The 19,668-nt window shown below is 73.4% G+C and carries 16 protein-coding genes; 15 read left to right on the top strand and 1 reads right to left on the bottom strand.

What is annotated here, in order from left to right; all coding sequences use genetic code 11:
• The first annotated feature begins 5 nt into the window (after window positions 1–5).
• Window positions 6–938: a fumarylacetoacetate hydrolase family protein gene (locus ACERUN_RS11250; RefSeq protein WP_370290043.1), complete on the top strand. Its 933-nt coding sequence runs from the start codon at window positions 6–8 to the stop codon at window positions 936–938.
• Entirely contained in the window at window positions 935–1,678 is a 744-nt protein-coding gene (locus tag ACERUN_RS11245) for an MBL fold metallo-hydrolase (RefSeq protein WP_370290041.1), read from the top strand. The genes ACERUN_RS11250 and ACERUN_RS11245 overlap by 4 nt, the downstream gene beginning before the upstream one ends.
• A gap of 3 nt (window positions 1,679–1,681) precedes the next feature.
• Here ACERUN_RS11245 and ACERUN_RS11240 read toward each other — a convergent pair whose 3' ends face one another.
• Window positions 1,682–3,133: an amidase gene (locus ACERUN_RS11240; protein ID WP_370290040.1), complete on the bottom strand. Its 1,452-nt coding sequence runs from the start codon at window positions 3,131–3,133 to the stop codon at window positions 1,682–1,684.
• A gap of 285 nt (window positions 3,134–3,418) precedes the next feature.
• Here ACERUN_RS11240 and ACERUN_RS11235 point away from each other — a divergent pair, with 285 nt between their 5' ends.
• The 13 genes from ACERUN_RS11235 to ACERUN_RS11175 all read left to right on the top strand — a co-directional run bounded on the left by ACERUN_RS11235 (window position 3,419) and on the right by ACERUN_RS11175 (window position 19,621).
• A complete protein-coding gene (locus ACERUN_RS11235; protein WP_370290039.1) occupies window positions 3,419–4,933 on the top strand; it encodes an APC family permease in 1,515 nt (504 codons plus the stop codon).
• A 44-nt stretch (window positions 4,934–4,977) separates the two neighbouring features.
• The gene (locus ACERUN_RS11230) at window positions 4,978–5,448 is read left to right on the top strand and encodes a DUF3237 family protein (protein ID WP_370290038.1); all 471 of its coding nucleotides are present in this window, start codon (window positions 4,978–4,980) and stop codon (window positions 5,446–5,448) included.
• A 54-nt stretch (window positions 5,449–5,502) separates the two neighbouring features.
• Window positions 5,503–5,943, top strand: a complete 441-nt coding sequence (locus tag ACERUN_RS11225) for a MarR family winged helix-turn-helix transcriptional regulator (protein ID WP_370290037.1) — start codon at window positions 5,503–5,505, stop codon at window positions 5,941–5,943.
• 37 nt (window positions 5,944–5,980) lie between these two features.
• Window positions 5,981–6,796, top strand: coding sequence for an SDR family NAD(P)-dependent oxidoreductase (locus tag ACERUN_RS11220; protein WP_370290036.1), 816 nt, complete (start codon window positions 5,981–5,983; stop codon window positions 6,794–6,796).
• Window positions 6,793–7,830, top strand: coding sequence for an agmatine/peptidylarginine deiminase (locus ACERUN_RS11215; protein WP_370290035.1), 1,038 nt, complete (start codon window positions 6,793–6,795; stop codon window positions 7,828–7,830). Before ACERUN_RS11220 ends, ACERUN_RS11215 begins: the two co-directional genes overlap by 4 nt.
• An 8-nt stretch (window positions 7,831–7,838) precedes the next feature.
• On the top strand, window positions 7,839–10,766 hold the full coding sequence (locus tag ACERUN_RS11210; protein WP_370290034.1) for an aminotransferase: 2,928 nt from the start codon (window positions 7,839–7,841) through the stop codon (window positions 10,764–10,766).
• Between the two features lie 14 nt (window positions 10,767–10,780).
• On the top strand, window positions 10,781–11,497 hold the full coding sequence (gene ureA / locus ACERUN_RS11205; protein WP_370290033.1) for an urease subunit gamma: 717 nt from the start codon (window positions 10,781–10,783) through the stop codon (window positions 11,495–11,497).
• Window positions 11,494–13,170 carry an urease subunit alpha gene (locus ACERUN_RS11200; RefSeq protein ID WP_370290032.1) on the top strand — a complete coding sequence of 559 codons (1,677 nt, stop codon included), beginning with the start codon at window positions 11,494–11,496 and terminating at the stop codon, window positions 13,168–13,170. Before ureA ends, ACERUN_RS11200 begins: the two co-directional genes overlap by 4 nt.
• A 114-nt stretch (window positions 13,171–13,284) precedes the next feature.
• Window positions 13,285–14,916 carry an AMP-binding protein gene (locus ACERUN_RS11195; protein WP_370290031.1) on the top strand — a complete coding sequence of 544 codons (1,632 nt, stop codon included), beginning with the start codon at window positions 13,285–13,287 and terminating at the stop codon, window positions 14,914–14,916.
• Window positions 14,913–15,752: a crotonase/enoyl-CoA hydratase family protein gene (locus tag ACERUN_RS11190; protein WP_370290030.1), complete on the top strand. Its 840-nt coding sequence runs from the start codon at window positions 14,913–14,915 to the stop codon at window positions 15,750–15,752. The genes ACERUN_RS11195 and ACERUN_RS11190 overlap by 4 nt, the downstream gene beginning before the upstream one ends.
• On the top strand, window positions 15,749–17,773 hold the full coding sequence (locus ACERUN_RS11185; protein ID WP_370290029.1) for an acetoacetate--CoA ligase: 2,025 nt from the start codon (window positions 15,749–15,751) through the stop codon (window positions 17,771–17,773). The genes ACERUN_RS11190 and ACERUN_RS11185 overlap by 4 nt, the downstream gene beginning before the upstream one ends.
• Window positions 17,770–18,693, top strand: coding sequence for a 3-hydroxyacyl-CoA dehydrogenase NAD-binding domain-containing protein (locus ACERUN_RS11180; protein ID WP_370290028.1), 924 nt, complete (start codon window positions 17,770–17,772; stop codon window positions 18,691–18,693). The genes ACERUN_RS11185 and ACERUN_RS11180 overlap by 4 nt, the downstream gene beginning before the upstream one ends.
• Window positions 18,694–18,733: 40 nt before the next feature.
• Window positions 18,734–19,621 (top strand): amidohydrolase family protein, encoded by an 888-nt coding sequence (locus tag ACERUN_RS11175; protein WP_370290053.1) that lies wholly within the window; start codon window positions 18,734–18,736, stop codon window positions 19,619–19,621.
• Window positions 19,622–19,668 lie beyond the last annotated feature (47 nt).

Below are 19,668 nucleotides of genomic sequence, written 5' to 3'. Positions count from 1 at the left end.
CGGTCGTGAGTGCCGTCCTGGGCAGCGTGCGCCGCCGGCTGGTGGAGGGGGCTGCCGTCACCGAGGTCCTCGAGGACGACGGGTGGCGCCCGGTGCCTGACGACGCCCCGCAGCCCTTCGACCTCCCGCCGGTGCAGCCGTGGCGCGACCTCGCCGGACCGGCGCCCGACGGCACGCTCCTGCCGTTCGCGCCGTCGTCCTTCCGCGACTTCATGCTCTTCGAGCGCCACGTCGTGGCGGCCTCGCGCGGCATGGCCCGGCGCTACCTGCCGGCGGCGGCCCGCTTCGCCTCGGTGGTGGAGCGCACCACGCGGCGCGACTTCGCCGCCTACCGGCCGAAGCGGATCTGGTTCGAGCAGCCGATCTACTACTTCGGCAACGCGCTCACCTTCGTGCCCACCGGCACCCCGGTCGCGGTGCCGACCTACACCGCGGCGCTCGACTACGAGCTCGAGCTCGGCGTGGTGATCGACCGCCCCCTGCGCGACGCCACAGTGGAGGAGGCCCACGCCGCCATCTGCGCCGTCGTCGTGGTCAACGACCTCTCCGCGCGCGACGTGCAGCTGCGCGAGATGCGCAGCGGCTTCGGGCCGCAGAAGTCCAAGCACTTCCAGAGCTCCCTGTCGGGCGCGCTCGTGCCGCGGCGCGGGCTGCCGGACCTCGACGCCCTGAGCGGGTGGGTGCGGGTCAACGGGGAGGAGGTTGCGCGCAGCACCACAGCGGGTATGCGGTTCACGATGGCCGAGGCGATCGCCCACGCGTCGCGCTCCGAGCAGCTCTTCCCGGGTGAGCTGTTCGGGAGCGGCACGCTGCCCGGCTGCTGCGGTCTCGAGGTCGGTCGCCTGCTCGAGGCGGGCGACCGCCTCGAGCTGGGCCTCGACGGCATCGGCGCGATCGTGCACGACGTCGTCGCCGCCACCCCTGGGAGCGGGTCGTGAGGATCGCCGAGGTCGCCGAGGGGCTGCACCTGGTCACGGGCACCAACGTCAACTGGATTGTCGTCAGCGAGGGCTCGTCGGTGACGCTGATCGACAGCGGCTACCCCAACGACGGCGAGGCGCTGCTCGCCTCGCTCGCCGCACTGGGTCATGGGCCCGAGGACGTCGAGGCGGTCCTCCTCACCCACGCCCACCTCGACCACCTCGGCGGCGTCCGCACGATCCGCCGCCACCGTCCGGTGGAGGTGCTCACCAGCGAGGAGGAGGCGCGGCACGCGCGCCGCGAGTACCTCGACCAGATCACCCCGCTCCAGATGCTCGCGCAGTGCGGCCGCCCGGCCGGTCGCCGCTGGGTCGCCCAGACGCTCCGCGCCGTGCTCCCCCACGCCTCGATCTCGGTGGACGACGCCCGCGGCGTCGCGCTGGGCGAGCCGCTCGACCTTCCGGGCCGGCCGGTGCCGGTGGCCACCTCGGGCCACACCCCCGGCCACACCGCCTGGCTGCTGCCCGCGCACGGTGCGCTCGCGAGCGGCGACGCGCTCGTGACCGGCCACCCGATCTCGCGGCGGGGTGAGGGACCGCAGCTGCTCCCGAGCGTCTTCGCCGCCGACGAGGTCGGTGCGCGCGACGCACTGCTGCCGCTGCGCGACCTTCCGGTCGACGTCGTGCTGCCCGGGCACGGAGAGGTGCACCGGGGCCCGATCGGCGATGCGGTCGATCGGGCGCTCGACGCCGGGTAGGCCTCAGGCTCCCATGGGGTCGATCGGCGTGAAGGTGCCTGCGCGGTCCTCGATCGCCTGGGCGGCGTCGAGGATCCAGCTCTCGCGGTAGCGGCCACCGACGATCTGCACCGAGCCCGGCAGGCCGTCGACCACGCCGGTCGGCACGGTGGCGCCAGGGAGGCCGAGGCAGGGCACGAAGGTCATCGGCCACTGGCCCTCCATGAGCTCGCGCGCCTCGTCGACCCCGCGGCAGTCGGCGCCGTGCAGCGGTGCGAGCACCGCCGAGGCCGGGGTGAGCAGCAGCGGCAGCTCGAGGAAGCGCGCCTCGAGCTGCGAGAGCAGCTGGTTGCGCCGGGTGTAGCCCTCCATGAACTCCTCGAGGCTCGCGGGCCCGCCGCAGACGGCGTCGACGATCTCGAAGCTGTTGGCCATGGAGGCGGCCAGGTCGCGGCCGCCGATCTCGGCCATCTCGGCGCGCGCCGGTCGCAGCTCCTCGTAGAGCAGCCGCTGCCACACGCGGTGGGCCTCCAGGATCTCGGGCACCTCGACGTCGATCACCTCGTAGCCCGCGTCGCGCAAAGCCTCGGCCGCCTTCTCGACCGAGGCGAGGTTGGCCGCCACCGTCTCGACGCCCGGCACCGCGCGGACGACGCCCACCTTCGCCCCGCGCGGGAGGGCCGGCTCGTCGCGGTAGGGCAGGGGGAGGGAGGCGGAGTCGCGGGGGTCGAAGGTCGTCATCGCGGCGAGTGCGAGGCGCAGGTCGCCCACGGTGCGGGCGATGGGACCCTCGACCGCCATCAGGTTCTCGGCCAGCGACGCCGGCGGAGCGGTGGGGGAGGGGGAGGTCCACTTCGCGACGCGGCCGATGGTCGGACGGATGCCTGTGACCCCGCACATCGCGGCCGGGTAGCGGATGGAGCCGCCGATGTCGTTCGCGTGGGCGATCGGCACGATGCCCGAGGCCACCGCTGCCGCGGCGCCGCCGCTGGAGCCGCCCGGCGTGCGTTCCGGCGTCCACGGGTTGAGGGTCCGCCCGTGCAGCTCGTTCTCGGAGAACCAGCGCAGGCCGAAGGAGGGCAGGTTGGTGCGGCCGATGAACACCGCGTCGCTGGCGCGCAGGGCGGCGACGACGGAGGCGTCGGTGGCGGCGACGTTGTCGGACGCCGACACCAGGCCGTTGCTGGTGACGTGCCCGGCCTCGTCGGTGTTGTCCTTGATCGCGGTGGGCACGCCGAAGAGCAGACCGTCGCGAGCGCCGTCGGCGCGCGCGTCGAGCTCGGCGGCGCGGGCGAGCGCCTCCTCGCGCGAGGTCTCGACCATCGCGTTGATGGCCGGGTCGACCTGGGCGCAGCGCTCGAGGTGGGCCTCAGCGACCTCGGCTGCGCTGACCTCGCGGGCGCGCACGGCGTCGCGCAGTGTCGTGGCCGACCACCGCCACAGCTCGCTCGGACGCTCGGCGTTCTGGTTGCTCATGGGTTCCTCTTCCTCGCCGGGCCCCGAGGGGCGGATGGCGCGCGACGGTGGCGCACCTAATCAACAGGATTCCTGCTTTGTATCACCGACCATCCAGTGAGCGGAAGAGGTTCGACGGCGCTGTGTGCCCTCAAGACCCCCGCCCTGCGGGCCTGAATCGATCGTCATGGGTCGCCGCCGTGTTTCGGGGAGGAAAAAAATCATCAGGAATCCTTCCCAATCTCGGAAGCGTGATCTACGTTACCGAAACCAACCCCCTCGCCCTCGACCACCCGGGAGACCGCTATGGCTCACACCCTCGATCAAGCCGGCTCGGGCCAGCTCCGCAAGAACAGTCTCGGTGCGCGCGACATCGTCTTCTTCGTCATGGCGGCTGCTGCGCCGCTCACGGTGATGGTCGCGGTGGCGCCGATCGCCCTGCTCATCGGCGGCGTCGGCGCTGCAGCGGGCTACCTCGCCGCCGGCCTCGTGTGCATCGTCTTCTCCTACGGCTACACCCGCATGGCCAAGCACGTGCACAACAACGGCGCCTTCTACTCCTACGTGCGCCACGGTCTGGGCAAGCCGGCCGGTGTGGCCGCGGCGCTCGTGGCGCTGCTCAGCTACACGGGTCTGATCCTCAGCACCTTCGGCGTCTTCGGCGGTGCCACGGCCGACACCATGTCGACCATGTTCGGCATCGACGCCCCCTGGTGGGTCTGGGGCTTGATCGGGGCGGCCATCGTCGCGGTGCTCGGCTACCAGTCGATCGACCTGGGCGCCAAGGTGCTCGCCGTGCTGCTCGTTGCTGAGGTCGCCGTCCTCGCCGTCCTCTGCGCGGCCGTGCTGTTCCAGGGTGGAGCCGACGGGCTGAGCCTCGAGCCGTTCGCCCCGAGCAACGTCTTCAACGGCAACATGGGCGCGGTGCTGGCCGTGGCGTTCGCCGCCTTCTGCGGCTTCGAGGCCACCGCGATCTACCGCAGCGAGGCCCGCGACCCCGACCGGACCGTGCCGCGCGCCACCTACGTCGCGGTCACCTTCATGGCGCTCTTCTACGGCTTCGTGCTCTGGGTGATCGTGATGGCCTTCGGCGTCGTCGACACCGTCCCCACCGTCGCCGCCAACCCGGTGGCCCCCTTCTTCACGGCGATGGACACCTACGTGGGCGGCTTCGCCACCGACGTGATGCGCCTGCTGCTCATCACCAGCGGCCTCGCCGCGCTCCTCGCCTTCCACAACGCGATCAACCGCTACGGCTACGCCCTGGGTCGCGAGGTCGTGCTCCCGCGGGTGCTCGCCAAGGTGCACGACCGCCACGGCTCGCCGTATGCCGCCAGCATGATCCAGACCGTGATCTGCGTCGTCGCCGTGATCGGCTTCGGCATCGGTGGTGCTCAGCCGCTCACCCAGCTCGCGGCGTGGACGGCGGGCATCGGCGTCATCGGCATCGTCAGCCTGCTCTCGCTCACCTCGCTGGCGGCCGCCGTGTTCTTCCTGCGCCCGGGGCGCGACCGCAATCCCGTCACCGCAGCGGTCTCCCTCGTCGCCATGGTCCTGCTGATCGGCTGTCTCGCCCTGGTGCTCCTGCACCTCGACATCGCGACGCTCACCACGAACAAGGTCGTGAACACCACCATCGTGGCGCTCCCGGTGCTGACCTTCGTGGCCGGGCTCGTCTACGCGGCGATCCTCCGCTCCGCCAGGCCCGAGCTCTACGCGGCACTCGGCACGACCGACGCTGACGAGCCGGTGCGCGAGGAGAAGACCTTCACCGAGCCGTCCGCGCCGGCCACCCCGTTCGCCGGCCCGGCCGCCGTCTGAGCGGCCGGGCTCCGGCCCGCCCCCCCCCATCTCCAGGAGGACGCATGACCCCGAGCGCCGTGGGCGCCCTGCCCCAGCTCCGCCACGCCTTCACCATCGACGCGTTCGTGGCGCCCGACCGGCGTATCGGCGCCATCGACGAGGGCGAGCTGATCTACATCCCGATCACCGGCGGGCGCGTCCACGGCGACATCGAGGGCGAGGTGCTCGAGGGTGGTGGCGACTGGTGCGTGGTGAAGGGCCACTACTGCACGGTGGAGGCGCGCTACCAGTTCCGCACCGCCGACGGCGACGTGGTCGACGTCCTCAACACCGGTGTCGCGCACTTCCTGGACGACGCGCAGCTCGACGTCGGCTACTTCCCCACGCGGCCCGTCTTCCGCGTCGAGAACCCCGCCCTGCGCCACCTCGTCGACCGCGTCTACCTCGGCTGGGCGCGGTCGACGCCGGAGCTCACCGCCATCGACATCTTCGAGGTGCTCGATCCGCTTCCGCAGGCCGGGGAGACTCGGTGAGCACCGGATCGCGCAGGATTCCTGGTGACCGCTCGCGCGGACTACGCTCCGCGCATGGCTGCGAACGAGCACTCGCCCTCGCTCCTCTACGCCGTGAAGCAGGTCGAGCTGGCCATCCGCTCGCGTCTCGACGACCTCCTGCGGCCCTCCGGCATCACCGCGCTGCAGTACACCGCGCTCACCGTGCTGCGCCGGCGCGAGGGGCTCACCGCGGCAGCGCTGGCCCGCAACTCGTTCGTGGCCACGCAGTCGATGGCCGACCTGGTGGGCGCGCTGCAGCGGCAGGGCCTGATCGATCGCCATCGCGACCCCGACGATCGTCGGCGCATGCTCATCGTGCTCACCGATGCCGGCCGTGCGGTGCTGGAGCGCCACGACGAGGAGGTGGTTGCCCTCGAGCGCGAGATGACCGCTGGCCTCGCCTCGCTGGAGGTCGCGGCCCTGCGCACGGTGCTCAACAGGTGCCGGGAGAACCTCGGGCCCGCGTCACGCTGACGCCCGCTCCGGGCACCGCCGCGCGGAGGACGACGTCGTGAGCGGCGCTCCGCAGAGGGTCGCGGTGATCACCGGCGCCGGCAGCGAGAGCGGCATCGGGTTCGCCTGCGCCCGGGCGCTCGCGCCCACGCACCGCCTCCTCGTGGCCGCCACCAGCGACCGCATCGACCACCGGGTCGCGCAGCTGCGCGCGGAGGGCGCCGTGGCCGAGTCGTTCGTGGGCGACCTCTCGCGCTCCGACGTCGCCGACGCCCTGGTCGAAGCCGCGCTCGCCCACTGGGGTCGCCTCGACGCGCTGGTCAACAGTGCGGGCATGGTGGCGACCACGGGGGAGGAGGAGCAGTCGAGCGCGACGGGGACGACCGACGAGCAGTGGCGCGCGGTGCTCGCCCGCAACCTCGACACCACCTTCTTCGTCACGCGCGCCGCGCTGCGCCCGATGGTGCAGCAGGGATACGGGCGCGTCGTGTGCGTCGGATCGCTCTCGGGTGCGGTGATGGCCTACCGCGGCGACGCCGGCTACCACGCCGCGAAGGCCGCCGTCGTGGGGCTCGCGCGCTCGATCGCGGTCGACCACGCCCGCCTCGGCATCACCAGCAACGTGGTCGCACCCGGGTGGATCGACACCGGGTCGGCCACCGACCACGAGCGGGCGCTCGGCGCCGCCACGCCGATGGGCCGCCCGGGCACGCCCGCCGAGGTCGCCTCGCTGGTCGCCTACCTCGCCTCGCCCGCGTCGTCCTACGTGACGGGGCAGGTGCTCGTGGTCGACGGCGGCAACGCGATCGACGAGGAACCCTTCACCCAGTCCGCTCCCCGGCCCGCGGCCGGTGACAGGAAGGACCACCCATGAACTGGCGCATGCCCGCGGAGACCGAGCCCCAGGAGCGGGTGTGGATGGCGTTCCCGCCGAGCGCCTCCTACGTGGCCGACGACCCCGAGGAGGCCCACCGCGCCCGCTCGGCCTGGGCGCGCGTGGCGGCGGCGATCGTCGACTTCGAGCCCGTGACGATGGTGGTCGACCCGGCCGAGGTCGAGATCGCCCGCACCTACCTCGACGAGCGGGTCGACATCGTCACCGCGCCCCTGGACGACGCGTGGATGCGCGACACCGGCCCGAGCTTCGTCCTCGACGAGGAGGGCCGCCTGGGTGCCGTCGACTGGGTCTTCAACGGCTGGGGCCAGCAGTCGTGGGCCGCCTGGGACGACGACGAGCACATCGGCGCGTTCGTGGCCGACCGGGCGGGTGCGAAGGTCGAGTCGTCGCCGATGGTCAACGAGGGCGGCGCCATCCACGTCGACGGGTTGGGCACGGTCCTGGTCACCCAGACCGTGCAGCTCGACCCCCATCGCAACCCGGGCTGGACCAGGGCCGACGTGGAGGCCGAGCTCGCGCGCACCATCGGGGCGCGCCACGTGGTGTGGTTGCCGCGCGGGCTCTACCGCGACTCGCTGGCGCTGGGCACCCGCGGCCACGTCGACATGACCGCCACCATCGCGTCGCCGGGAGTGCTGCTCGTGCACGTGCAGAACGATCCGATGCACCCCGACCACGCCATCACCCGCGAGATTCTCGAGGCGCTCCGCGCATCGCACGACGCCGACGGCCGGCCCTGGCGCATCATCGAGGTGCCGGCTCCCCTGACCGTGCGCGACGAGGAGAACTGGGTCGACTACAGCTACATCAACCACCTCGTCGTCAACGGCGGCGTCATCGGCTGCGCCTTCGACGACCCCCGCGACGCCGACGCCAAGGCGATCCTCGAGGAGGCCTACCCCGGACGCACCGTGGTGATGGTGCCCGCCCGCGACATCTTCGCCGGAGGCGGCGGCATCCACTGCATCACCCAGCAGCAGCCGGCGACCCCGACGCGGGCGGGCCGATGACCACGTCGATGAGCCTTTCGACGAGCACGTTCGACCCGGTCGACCTCCCCGCCCCCCGGGTGGACGAGGCGTGGGCGGAGCAGGTGGCCGCGGAACGCTGGGGTCTCGCCGTCACCGCCCGCGGGCTCGGGAGCAACCAGGACGCCAACTTCCTGCTCTCCGCCGGCGCCGAGCCGGTGGCGGTGCTCAAGGTGTCGAACCCGGTGTTCGGGCTGCCCGAGGTGGAGGTGCAGGATCGCGCGGCCGACCTCATCGCCGAGGCCTACCCGGAGCTGCGCATCTGCCAGGTGCTGCGGGACGACGCCGGGGCGCCGCAGCGGGCGGTCGTGAACACTCCCGACGGTCCGGCCGTCGCCCGCCTGATCCGGTTCCTCGGAGGCGGCACCCTGTTCGACCGCGGGCACGTGTCGCCGCGGGTGGCGGCCCGCCTCGGCGAGGTCGCGGCCAAGATCGACGTCGCCCTCGCCCGCCTCGACGATGGCGGCGCAACGGTCGACGGCGTCGACCGCGAGCTGCAGTGGGACCTCCGCTTCGCCGCGCAGGTGCTCGACGCCCTCGGCGGCGCGCTGCCCGAGCACCGGCGTGCGGAGGTGCTCGCTGCCGGTGCGGCCGCGTGGCGGCAGGTGGCCCGCGTGGCCGACGACCTGCCGCGCCAGGTCGTGCACCTCGACGTCACCGATGACAACGTGGTCGTCGACGCCTCCTCGGGCCTGATCGAGCTCGACGGCGTGATCGACTTCAGCGACCTCACCCGCACCTGGACGGTGAGCGAGCTCGCCATCGCCGTCTCCTCGATCCTGCACCACCCGGGCAACGACCCCGTCGACGTGCTGCCCGCCGTGCGGGCCTACCACGCGGTGCGTCCGCTGAGCGCCGCCGAGGCCGATGCGCTGTGGCCCCTCGTGGTGCTGCGCGGTGCCGTGCTCGTGGCCAGCGGATGCCACCAGACCGCGCTTGACGGCGACAACGACTACGCCGAGACCCGCCTCGCGCACGAGTGGCGCATCTGTGAGCAGGCGATGTCGGTGCCGCTCGCGGTGATGACCGCGCTGGTGCGCGAGGCGATCGGTCTGCCCGTCGACCGGCCGGCTCCGCCGTTGGCTGCGACGCAGCTGCTCGACGCGGCGGGCGCGGAGGTGCTCGACCTCTCCTCGACCTCCCCCCTCGTGGACGACGGGGCCTGGCGCGAGGCGGAGCTGGTCGAGCGGCTGGTCGCCGCCCATCTCCAGCGCGGACACCGCGTGGTCGCGGCACGCTTCGCCGAGGCGCGCCTGGCCGGCACCACCGAGCCCACTCAGGAGCCCCCCGCCACCGTGGCCACCGGCGTCGACCTGTGGACGACGGACCCCGCAGACCTGCGCGCCCCGTGGGGCGGCGACGTGCGCGTGCGCGACGGGCGCGTCGTCCTCGTGGGGGAGGGTATCGAGCTCGTGCTCGCCGGTGCCGAGGTCGCGGTCGCCGACGGTGCGGTGGCGCCCGGATCCCTGCTGGGCCGCACGCGGCCGGGGGCGCGCCTGCGCGTCACCGTCGGTCGCAACGCGTCGAGCGCCCCGGAGGCCGTGCCGTCCGCCTACGCCGCCGGCTGGCTGGCGCAGCTCCTCGACCCTGCGCCGCTGATGGGCCTCGAGCCGTCGGGGCTGGCGGAGGATCGCACGCGCGAGCGGCTGCTGCAGCGCCGCGAAAAGACCCTGGCGGAGGTGCAGGAGCACTACTACGCCGCGCCGCCGCGGATCGAGCGCGGGTGGCGCCACCACCTCGTCAGCGACGACGGCCGCCCGCTGGTCGACATGCTCAACAACGTCACGGTGGTGGGCCACGCCCACCCGCGCGTCGCCGAGGCGGCCGCCCGGCAGCTGCGCGTGCTCAACACCAACTCCCGCTTCCACTACGAGGCGATCGTCGAGTTCGGCGCGCGCCTGGCCGAGCTGGCGCCCGAGGGCCTCGACACGGTGTTCCTGGTCAACTCGGGCTCCGAGGCCACCGACCTCGCGATCCGCCTGGCGATGGTGAGCACGGGGCGCACCGACATGGTCGCCGTCACCGAGGCCTACCACGGCTGGACCTACGCCTCCGACGCGGTGTCGACCTCCATCGCCGACAACCCCGCGGCGCTCGAGACCCGCCCCGACTGGGTGCACACCGTGCCCTCGCCCAACCCCTACCGCGGCACCCGCCGTGGTGCGGACGCGGTGGCCTACGGCCCGGAGGCCGCGGCGATCATCGACCGCCTGGCCGCCGAGGGACGCCCACCGGCCGGCTTCATCGGCGAGGCCTTCTACGGCAACGCCGGCGGTATCGCCCTGCCCGAGGGCTACCTGCAGGCCGTCTACGCCGCGGTGCGCCGCCACGGCGGCGTCGCGATCGCCGACGAGGTGCAGGTGGGCTACGGCCGGCTGGGGGAGTGGTTCTGGGGCTTCGAGCAGCAGGGCGTGGTGCCCGACGTGATCGCCGTGGCGAAGGCGGTGGGCAACGGTTCGCCCGTCGGCGCGGTGATCACGACCCGCGCGATCGCGGACGCCTATCGCGGCGCCGGCTACTTCTTCTCCTCCACCGGAGGCAGCCCGGTGTCGTCGCGCATCGGCCTCGCCGTGCTCGACATCATCCGCGACGAGGGGCTGCAGCAGAACGCGCGCGACGTGGGCGGCCACCTCATCGCGCGCCTGCGCGAGCTCTCGCAGCGCCACGAGCTGCTGGGCGCCGTCCACGGCAGCGGGCTGTACATCGGGGCCGAGTTCGTGCGCGACCGCGCCACCCTCGAGCCCGCCACGGCCGAGACCCACGCGATCTGCGACCGCCTCCTCGAGCTGGGTGTGGTGGTGCAACCCACCAGCGACCGGCTCAACGTGCTCAAGATCAAGCCGCCGCTGTGCATCGACGTCGCCGCGGTCGACTTCTTCGTCGACGCGCTCGACCGCGTGCTCACCGAGGGCTGGTGAGGGAGGGTGACGCTGTGCGACTGACCCCGAGCGAGCAGGACCGCCTGCTCATCGCCACCGCCGCCGACCTCGCCCGCCGCCGACGCGCCCGCGGGCTGCGGCTCAACGTCCCCGAGGCCACCGCGCTCATCGCCGACACGGTCTGCGAGGCCGCCCGCGACGGCCGGCGGCTGGCCGAGGCGATCGAGGCCGGGCGCGCCGTCCTCGGCCCCGACGACGTGTTGCCCGGCGTGCGCGAGGTGGTGGGCGAGGTGAAGGTCGAGGCCGTGTTCGACGACGGCACGCGCCTGGCCGTCGTCCTCGACCCGATCGGCGGGCCCGACGCTGCCGTGATGGACGACGCCCCTCCGGGCGGCGTGCTGCTCGGCGACGCGCCCGACCTGAGCTGGCCCGACGTGGTGGAGCTGACGGTCGTCAACACCTCCACGGTGCCGATCAGCGTGACCTCGCACTTCCATTTCTTCGAGGCCAACCCGCGGCTGCGCTTCGACCGGGCCCGGGCCTACGGACGACGACTCGCGGTGCCGGCGGGTTCGTCGGTGCGCTTCGGGCCGGGCGAGACCGGGGCCGCGTGGCTCACCCCCATCGGCGGCGACCGCATCGCGATCGGCTTCGCCGGCCTGGTGGACGGCCCGCTCGACGCGCCCGGCGCCGCCGAGGCGGCGTTGGAGCGGGCGCTGGCCTGCGGCTACGAGCACGCCCCCGAGCCGGGGAGCGAGGAGCGGACATGACCTTCACCGGCAGCGACTACGTGGGCGCCTACGGGCCCCGCACCGGCGACCGCGTGCGCCTGGGCGACACGGGTCTCGTGGTGCAGGTGGAGTCCGACAGCAGCCGACCCGGCGACGAGTTCGTGGTCGGCTTCGGCAAGACCGCCCGCGACGGCCTGCACCTCAAGGCCGCCACCGCCCGCGAGACCTGCGACCTGGTCATCAGCAACGTGCTCGTGATCGACGCGATCCAGGGCGTGCGCAAGACCTCGCTCGGCGTCCGCGACGGCCGCATCTGCGGCATCGGCCGCGCCGGCAACCCCGACACCCTCGAGGGCGTCGAGGTCGTGGTGGGCAGCGGCACGACGATCGTGGCGGGCGAGGGCCTCATCGCCACCGCCGGCGCGATCGACACCCACGTGCACCTGCTCTCGCCGCGCGTGGTCGAGGCCGAGCTCGCCTCCGGCGTCACCACGGTGATCAGCCAGGAGTTCGGGCCGGTGTGGGGCCCGGGCATCAGCACCCCGTGGGCGCTGCGGCACGCCTTCGGCGCCTTCGACGCCTGGCCGATCAACGTCGGCTTCCTGGGCCGCGGGTCGGTGTCGGCGCAGGGGCCCCTCGAGGAGGCGCTGGTGGAGGGCGGCGTGTGCGGCTTCAAGGTGCACGAGGACATCGGCGCCCACGCCCGCGCGCTCGACTCCGCGCTCACCGCCGCCGAGGCCTTCGACGTGCAGGTGGCGCTGCACTCCGACGGCCTCAACGAGTGCCTCGCCGTGGAGGACACCGTCGCCGTGCTCGAGGGCCGCACCATCCACGCCTTCCACGTGGAGGGTTGCGGCGGCGGGCACGTGCCCAACGTGATGCGCCTGGCCGGCGAGCCGAACATCATCGCCTCGTCCACCAACCCGACGCTGCCGTTCGGGCGCGACGCGGTCGGCGAGCACTTCGACATGATCATGGACGCCCACGACCTCAAGGCCGACCTGCCCGGCGACGCCCTGATGGCCCGCGAGCGCATCCGCGCCAGCACGATGGGCGCCGAGGACGTGCTGCACGACCTCGGCATCATCGCCATCACCTCCTCCGACGCCCAGGGCATGGGCCGGGCCGGCGAGACCGTGCGGCGCACGTTCGCGATGGCCTCGAAGATGAAGCACGAGCGCGGCGCGATCGACCTGCGCCACGACAACGACCGCGCGCGCCGCTACATCGCCAAGCTCACCATCAACCCCGCGATCGCCCATGGCATGGCGCACGAGATCGGCTCCCTCGAGGTCGGCAAGCTCGCCGACATCGTGCTGTGGCGCCCCGACCACTTCGGCGCCAAGCCCGAGCTCGTGCTCAAGGCGGGCTTCCCGGCCTGGGGCGTCACGGGCGATCCGAACGCCAGTATCGACGCCGCCGAGCCGCTCGTGCTCGGCCGCCAGCTGGGCGCCCACGGCCCCACGCCGGCGGAGCTCTCGGTGGCCTTCGTCAGCCAGGCCGCGCTCGACGCCGACTCCGACGGCCTCACCACGCGGCGGCGCCGGGTCGCCGTCCGCGGCACGCGGGGCATCGGTCCGGCGTCCATGGTGCACAACGACCGCGTGGCCGAGGTGCGCGTGGACGACGCCGGCCGGGTGAGCGTGGACGGCGAGCACGTGTCGTCCGAGCCCGCCGACTCCATCGCCCTCTCGCGCCTGTACTTCCTCTAGCCTCCCGAGCCCCCAGCCGGATCGTCGCCCACAGGCTCGTTCGACGACGATCCGGCTGGGTGCCTCGGCCGCCCCCCTTGCTAATAGACAGGAATCCTGATTAATGTGGGCACCATGACGGACCCCCTGGCGGCCGACCTCGGTCTCGGCTCGTGGCCGCGCCGCCGGGCGCGCATCGACGCTGCGGCGGTGGCGCTGGTCCACGGGGACCGCAGCCTCACCTACGGCGAGCTGGCCGGCAGCGTCGAGCACCTCGCCGCCGCGTTCGCCGCCCTCGGTGTCCGTGCCGGCGACCGCGTGGCCTACCTCGGCCTCAACGACGTGCTCACCGTGCAGGCCATGTTCGCCGCCCACCGTCTCCGGGCGATCTTCGTTCCGGTCAACCTGCGCCTGGCGCCGGCGGAGGTGCAGCACGTGCTCGCCGACGCCGCGCCCGCGATCGTGGTGGTCGGCCCGGACGGCGGTCGGCTGCTCGCCGCCGCGCTCGTCGCGCTCTCCGCGTCGTCGGTCGCCCACGTGGTCGCGGTCGACGAGACCGAGGGCGCCCCGATCGCGGCCGCCGGGCACCGCGAGGTCCACCTGGTCGCACCCCTGGTCGAGCACCCCGGTGCAGTGGCGCCGAGCGTCGCGGTCGCCCTCGAGGACGACGCGGTCATCCTGTACACCTCCGGCACCACCGGCCGCCCGCGCGGCGCGGTGCTCACCCACGCCAGCCTCACCTGGAACACGGTCAACCAGCTGGCCCACCTCGACATCCTCAGCACCGACCGCGCGCTGTGCATCGCCCCGCTCTTCCACGCGGTCGGACTCAGCCAGGTGACCCTGCCGGTGCTCTTCAAGGGCGGCACGGTCGAGATCGTCGAGCGCTTCGAGGCCGGCGACGTCCTGCGCCGCATCGAGGAGCACCGCATCAGCAGCTTCGCCTGCGTGCCCACGATGCTGCAGCTGATGATCGAGCACGAGCGGTGGGCCTCCTCCGACCTCGGCTCGCTGCGCCAGGTCGTCTACGGCGGCTCGCCCGTCTCCGCGCCGGTGGCCGCCGCCTGGCGCGAGCGCGGCGTGCGACTCCAGCAGGGCTACGGCATGACCGAGGCCTCGCCGGGGGTCGCGATGGCCCCCCTCGACGGCGCCGAACGGGCGCTCACCTCGGTCGGCGTGCCTCACTTCTTCACCGACATCGCCCTCTTCGTCGACGACGAGCCGGCCTCCCTCGCTCCGGGTGATCGCGGCGAGCTGCTCGTGCGCGGCCCGCACGTCTTCCGCGGCTACTGGCGCGACGACGAGAAGACCGAGGCCGCCATGGTGCGCACCCCCTCCGGCGACTGGTACCGCACCGGCGACGTGCTCGCGGTGGACGAGGACGGCTGGCTGCACGTGGTCGACCGCGTCAAGGACCTCATCATCTCGGGCGGCGAGAACATCTACCCCGCCGAGATCGAGGCGCTCCTCGTCGCGTTGCCCGAGGTGCGCTCGGCCGCCGTGGTCGGTCGCCCCGACGAGCGCTGGGGCGAGGTGGGCGTCGCCTACGTCGAGCTCGCCGCCGGGGTCGTCGACCCTGCCGACCCCGCCGCCCGTGACGCGCTGGTCGAGCGCCTTTGCGCCCACCTCGCCGCTCGTCTCGCCCGCTTCAAGCTGCCCCAGCAGGTCGTCGTGGTCGACGAGCTGCCCCGCAACGCGGTCGGCAAGGTGCTCAAGCCGCAACTGCGCGCCGACGCCGCCGCCCGCACTCCCCAGGAGGACCCGTGACCACCAGCCACGCCCGCGCCCACGCCGACGCGCCCCACGAGCAGCTGCCGCCCACGCTCGTCCTCGAGCGTCAGGGTGCGGTGGCCGTCGTCCGCATCGAGCGCCCTCACAAGCGCAACGCCCTGGACGACGCCACCGTGCTCGGCCTCGGCGCGTTCTTCGACAGCCCGCCGCCGTGGGCGCGCGCGGTGGTGCTCGACGCCGCGGGCGACCACTTCTCGGCGGGGCTCGACCTCAGTGAGCTCGCCGCGCGCGACGCTTTCGCGAGCCTGCAGCACTCGCGTATGTGGCACCGCGCCTTCGCCTCGATCGAGAACGGCACGCTGCCGGTGGTCGCCGTGCTCAAGGGCGCGGTGGTCGGCGGCGGCCTCGAACTCGCTGCCGCCGCGCACGTCCGCGTGGCCGAGCCGAGCGCCTTCTACGCGCTGCCGGAGGGTCAGCGCGGCCTGTTCGTCGGTGGCGGCGGCTCGGTGCGGGTGCCGCGCCTGATCGGCGTGGCGCGGATGACCGACATGATGCTCACCGGCCGCGTCATCGACGCCGTGGACGGCGAGCGCTTCGGCCTCAGCCAGTACCTCGTCGGCACCGGCGACGGCCTCAGCACCGCCCTCGAGCTCGCGGCGAAGATGGCCGAGAATGCGCCGGTGTCGAACTTCGCGGTGCTGCAGGCCCTGCCCCGCATCGCCGAGGCGTCCGGCGACCAGGCCTACCTGCTCGAGGCGCTCATGGCCGCCACCGCCTCCAGCAGCGCCGACGCCCAGCAGCGCATGGCCGACTTCCTGGCCGGCCGGGCCGCGAAGGTCGGCGCGAACGGCTCCGGACCGCACCGCTCATGACCGCCGCTCCGGAGGCCGCGCGCCTCGAGCGGGAGGTCGTGTGGACCCCTCCCTCCGACTGGCGCACCACCACCCGCATCGGGGCCTTCGCCCGCGACGCGGAGGCCGCGACCGGTCGGCACTTCGACGACTACGCGTCGCTGTGGCGCTGGAGCGTCGAGCGGCCGAGCGAGTTCTGGGGTCGGGTGTGGAGCCACTTCGGCGTCGCCTCGCCCACCCCGGTGGGTGACGTGCTCGCCGAGGCGCGCATGCCCGGCGCCCGCTGGTTCGCCGGCGCCGGCGTCAACTACGCCCGCCACCTCCTCGAGGACGCCGACCCCGAGCGCCGCCACGACCACCTCGTCGCCCTGCGCGGCCACTCCCAGACCCGCGGGCCCGTGACCCTCACCTTCGCCGAGCTGCGCGCGCAGGTCGCGCGGGTGCGGGCCGGTCTCGAGCGCCTCGGCGTCGGCCCCGGCGACCGGGTGGCGGCGGTGCTGCCGAACATCCCCGAGACGGTGGTGGCCTATCTCGCCACGGCGAGCCTGGGAGCCGTCTGGGCCTCGTGCGCGCCGGAGTTCGGCGTCCAGAGCGTGGTCGACCGCCTCGCCCAGATCGAGCCCGCGGTGCTGCTCGCGGTGTCGGGCTACGTGTACGGCGAGAAGCCGGTCGACAAGCGCGACGACCTCGCGCGGATCGTGGCGCAGCTGCCCGGGCTGCGCCACGTCGTCCACGTGCCCTACGGCGCCTTCGACGCGCTGCCGCAGGTGGCCGTCGAGGCCCTCGGCTGGAGCGAGCTCACCGAGGCGCAGGGATCGGTCGAGCCCGCCTACGCCGACGTGGCGTTCGACCACCCGCTCTGCATCCTGTTCAGCTCCGGCACCACGGGCCTGCCGAAGGCCATCGTGCACGGGCACGGGGGCATCCTGCTCGAGCACCTGAAGAACCACGCGCTCAGCTGGGACCTCGGGCCCGGCGATCGCATGCTCTGGTTCAGCACCACGGCCTGGATGATGTGGAACGCGCTGGTGTCGTGCCTGCTCGTGCGTGCCGGCGCGGTGCTGCTCGACGGCAACCCGCTGCACCCGGACGCCGACCTGCAGTGGCGCCTGGCCGCCGAGGACGAGGTGACCCACCTCGGCGTCAGCCCCGGCTTCATCATGGCCGCCCGCGCCGCCGGCGCCGAGCCCGCCCGCCGCCACGACCTGAGCCGGGTGCGGCAGATCGGCGCCGCCGGCAGCCCGCTGCCCGCCGAGGGCTACCGCTGGATCGCCGAGCAGTTGCCCGGCGTCCTGCTCAACGTGGGCAGCGGCGGCACCGACCTGTGCTCCGGCATCGTGCAGGGCTCGCCCCTGCAGCCGGTGGTGGCCGGCGAGATCTCCGGGTCCTGCCTCGGTGTCGACGCGTGCGCCTACGACGACGAGGGCCGCGAGGTCGTCGGCGGGCTCGGCGAGCTCGTCATCCGCCAGCCGCTGCCCTCCATGCCCGTGGGCTTCTGGGGCGACACCGACGGATCCCGCTACCGCGCCGCCTATTTCGAGGAGTTCGACGGCGTGTGGCGCCACGGCGACTGGGTGCGCTTCAGCGAGTCCGGCACGTGCGTGGTCGCCGGCCGGTCCGATGCCACCCTCAACCGCGGTGGCGTGCGCCTGGGCACCGCGGAGTTTTACCGCGTGGTCGAGGAGCTGCCCGAGGTGCTCGACAGCCTCGTCGTGCACCTCGAGGACGCTGCTGGTGGCATGGGAGAGCTGCTCATGTTCGTCGTCCCCGCTGCCGGGGCCGCGGTGGACGACGCCCTGCGGCGCCGCATCGTCGCCGAGATCCGCGGCGCACTCTCGCCGCGCCACGTGCCCGCCGAGGTGGTGGCGGTGTCCGCGATCCCGCGCAACCGCACCGGCAAGAAGCTCGAGCTGCCGGTGAAGCGGCTGCTCCAGGGGCGCGCCCTCACCGAGGTCGTCAGCTCTGGCTCCCTGGCCGACGAGACCGCCCTCGACGACTTCGTCGCCCTCGCCGCATCGCGTGCCGCGACGGTCACCTCGTGAGCATCGCGATCGTCGGCGCCGGCGTCATCGGGCGCGGCTGGGTGGCCCACCTCGTCGCGCGCGGGCACGACGTCACGGTCTACGACCCGCACACGGAGGCGGGCGTCGTCCACGAGGCGGTGGCGGAGGCGGCGCCGGCGCTGCACGCCCTCGGCTTCGACGAGGCGGGGTTCGGTCGGGTGGAGGTGGTCGACGACCTGGCCGCGGCGGTGGCGGGTGCGACCTGGGTGCAGGAGAGCGGCCCCGAGACCGCGTCGGTGAAGGCCGCGGTCATGGCGGCGCTCGACGAGCTCGCCGACCCCGCGGTGCCGATCGCCAGCAGCACGTCGGGCATCACGCCCACCGAGCTCGGCGCCCTGTGCCCCCGCGCACCCGAGCGGGTGCTGGTCGGGCATCCCTTCAACCCCGTCTACCTGGTGCCGCTGGTGGAGGTCGTCGGCGGGCGGGCGACGTCGCCGGCCGTGGTGGAGCAGGCGCTGGAGTTCTACCGCGCTGTGGGCAAGCGGCCCGTGCACGTGCGCCAGGAGGTGCCCGGCCACCTCGCCAACCGGCTGCAGGCCGCGCTGTGGCGCGAGGCCTACTCGCTCGTGGAGCGAGGCGTGGCGAGCGTGGCCGACATCGACACCGCGATCGCCCACGGCCCGGGCCTGCGGTGGGCGCTCCTCGGGCCGCTCGTCAACCAGCACCTCTCGGGCGGTGCCGGCGGGCTGCGGCACATCCTCGAGCACCTCGGCCCGCCCACCCAGATGTGGATGGACAGCCTCGGCGCGCCCCAGCTCACCCCCGCCCTCGCCGACCTCCTCGTCGCCGGTGTGGACGACGAGCTGGCCGGCATCGACCAGCACGAGCTGCGCCGGCAGCGCGACGAGCTGCTCGTGCGGCTCCTGCTCGCCAAGTCCGACGCCGACGCCCTGCCCTGACCTGCCCTGACCTGCCCGAGCCCTCGAGGAGACCTCCGTGATCCAGCGCTACGAACCGGCCATCGACCTCGATGCGGTGGTGGCGATCGACGTGCACACCCACGTGGAGGCCGACGCCCACGGCCACTTCTCGCTCGACGACGAGCTGATGGACGCCTCCGCCGCCTACTTCAAGGGCGATCAGCCCCGCACGCCGACGATCGACGACCTCGCCGCCCACTATCGCGATCGGCGGATGGCGGCGGTGGTGTTCACCGTCGACGCCACCACGCAACTCGGTCACCCGGCGCTGTCGAGCGAGGAGATCGCCCAGGGGGCGGCGCGGCACAACGACGTCCTCATCCCGTTCGGCTCGGTCGACCCGCGCCAGGGCGCCGCGGCGGTGGAGCGGGCGCGGATGCTGGTGGAGGACCACGGCGTGCGCGGCTTCAAGTTCCACCCCACGCTGCAGGGCTTCGCGCCCAACGATCCGGCGCACTACCCGCTCTACGAGGCCCTCGCCGACCTCGGCGTCATCGCCCTCTTCCACACCGGCCAGACGGGCATCGGCGCCGGCCTCCCCGGCGGTCGCGGACTCAAGCTGCGCTACTCCGACCCCATGCTCCTCGACGACGTGGCCGCCGACTTCCCGAGCCTGCAGATGATCCTCGCCCATCCCTCGGTGCCCTGGGCGGACGCCTCGATCTCCATCGCCACCCACAAGGCCAACGTGTTCGTCGACCTCTCCGGCTGGTTGCCCAAGTACTTCCCACCGCAGCTCGTGCGGGCCGCCGGCTCGTTCCTGCGCCACAAGACGCTCTTCGGTTCCGACTTCCCCGTGATCACCCCCGACCGCTGGACGGCGTCCTTCGACGAGCTCGGCCTCAAGGACGAGGTGCGCCCGCTGATCATGAAGGACAACGCCGCCCGTCTCCTCGGGCTCGGCTGAGCGCGCGCGCAAGCGTCGTCTCGAGACCGGGTGAGGTGAGAGAGAAC

This window comes from Nocardioides sp., from assembly GCF_964229035.1.
Taxonomy (GTDB): domain Bacteria; phylum Actinomycetota; class Actinomycetes; order Propionibacteriales; family Nocardioidaceae; genus Nocardioides.
This window is presented reverse-complemented; position numbering and strand designations above follow the sequence as displayed.

What these genes read in the sequence shown, in the direction of transcription:
- ACERUN_RS11240 (WP_370290040.1), bottom strand. Translation starts at nt 3,133, where the DNA reads ATGAGCAACCAGAACGCCGAGCGTCCGAGCGAGCTGTGGCGGTGGTCG.
- ACERUN_RS11235 (WP_370290039.1), top strand. Translation starts at nt 3,419, where the DNA reads ATGGCTCACACCCTCGATCAAGCCGGCTCGGGCCAGCTCCGCAAGAAC.
- ACERUN_RS11230 (WP_370290038.1), top strand. Translation starts at nt 4,978, where the DNA reads ATGACCCCGAGCGCCGTGGGCGCCCTGCCCCAGCTCCGCCACGCCTTC.
- ACERUN_RS11225 (WP_370290037.1), top strand. Translation starts at nt 5,503, where the DNA reads ATGGCTGCGAACGAGCACTCGCCCTCGCTCCTCTACGCCGTGAAGCAG.
- ACERUN_RS11215 (WP_370290035.1), top strand. Translation starts at nt 6,793, where the DNA reads ATGAACTGGCGCATGCCCGCGGAGACCGAGCCCCAGGAGCGGGTGTGG.
- ACERUN_RS11210 (WP_370290034.1), top strand. Translation starts at nt 7,839, where the DNA reads ATGAGCCTTTCGACGAGCACGTTCGACCCGGTCGACCTCCCCGCCCCC.
- ACERUN_RS11200 (WP_370290032.1), top strand. Translation starts at nt 11,494, where the DNA reads ATGACCTTCACCGGCAGCGACTACGTGGGCGCCTACGGGCCCCGCACC.
- ACERUN_RS11195 (WP_370290031.1), top strand. Translation starts at nt 13,285, where the DNA reads ATGACGGACCCCCTGGCGGCCGACCTCGGTCTCGGCTCGTGGCCGCGC.
- ACERUN_RS11185 (WP_370290029.1), top strand. Translation starts at nt 15,749, where the DNA reads ATGACCGCCGCTCCGGAGGCCGCGCGCCTCGAGCGGGAGGTCGTGTGG.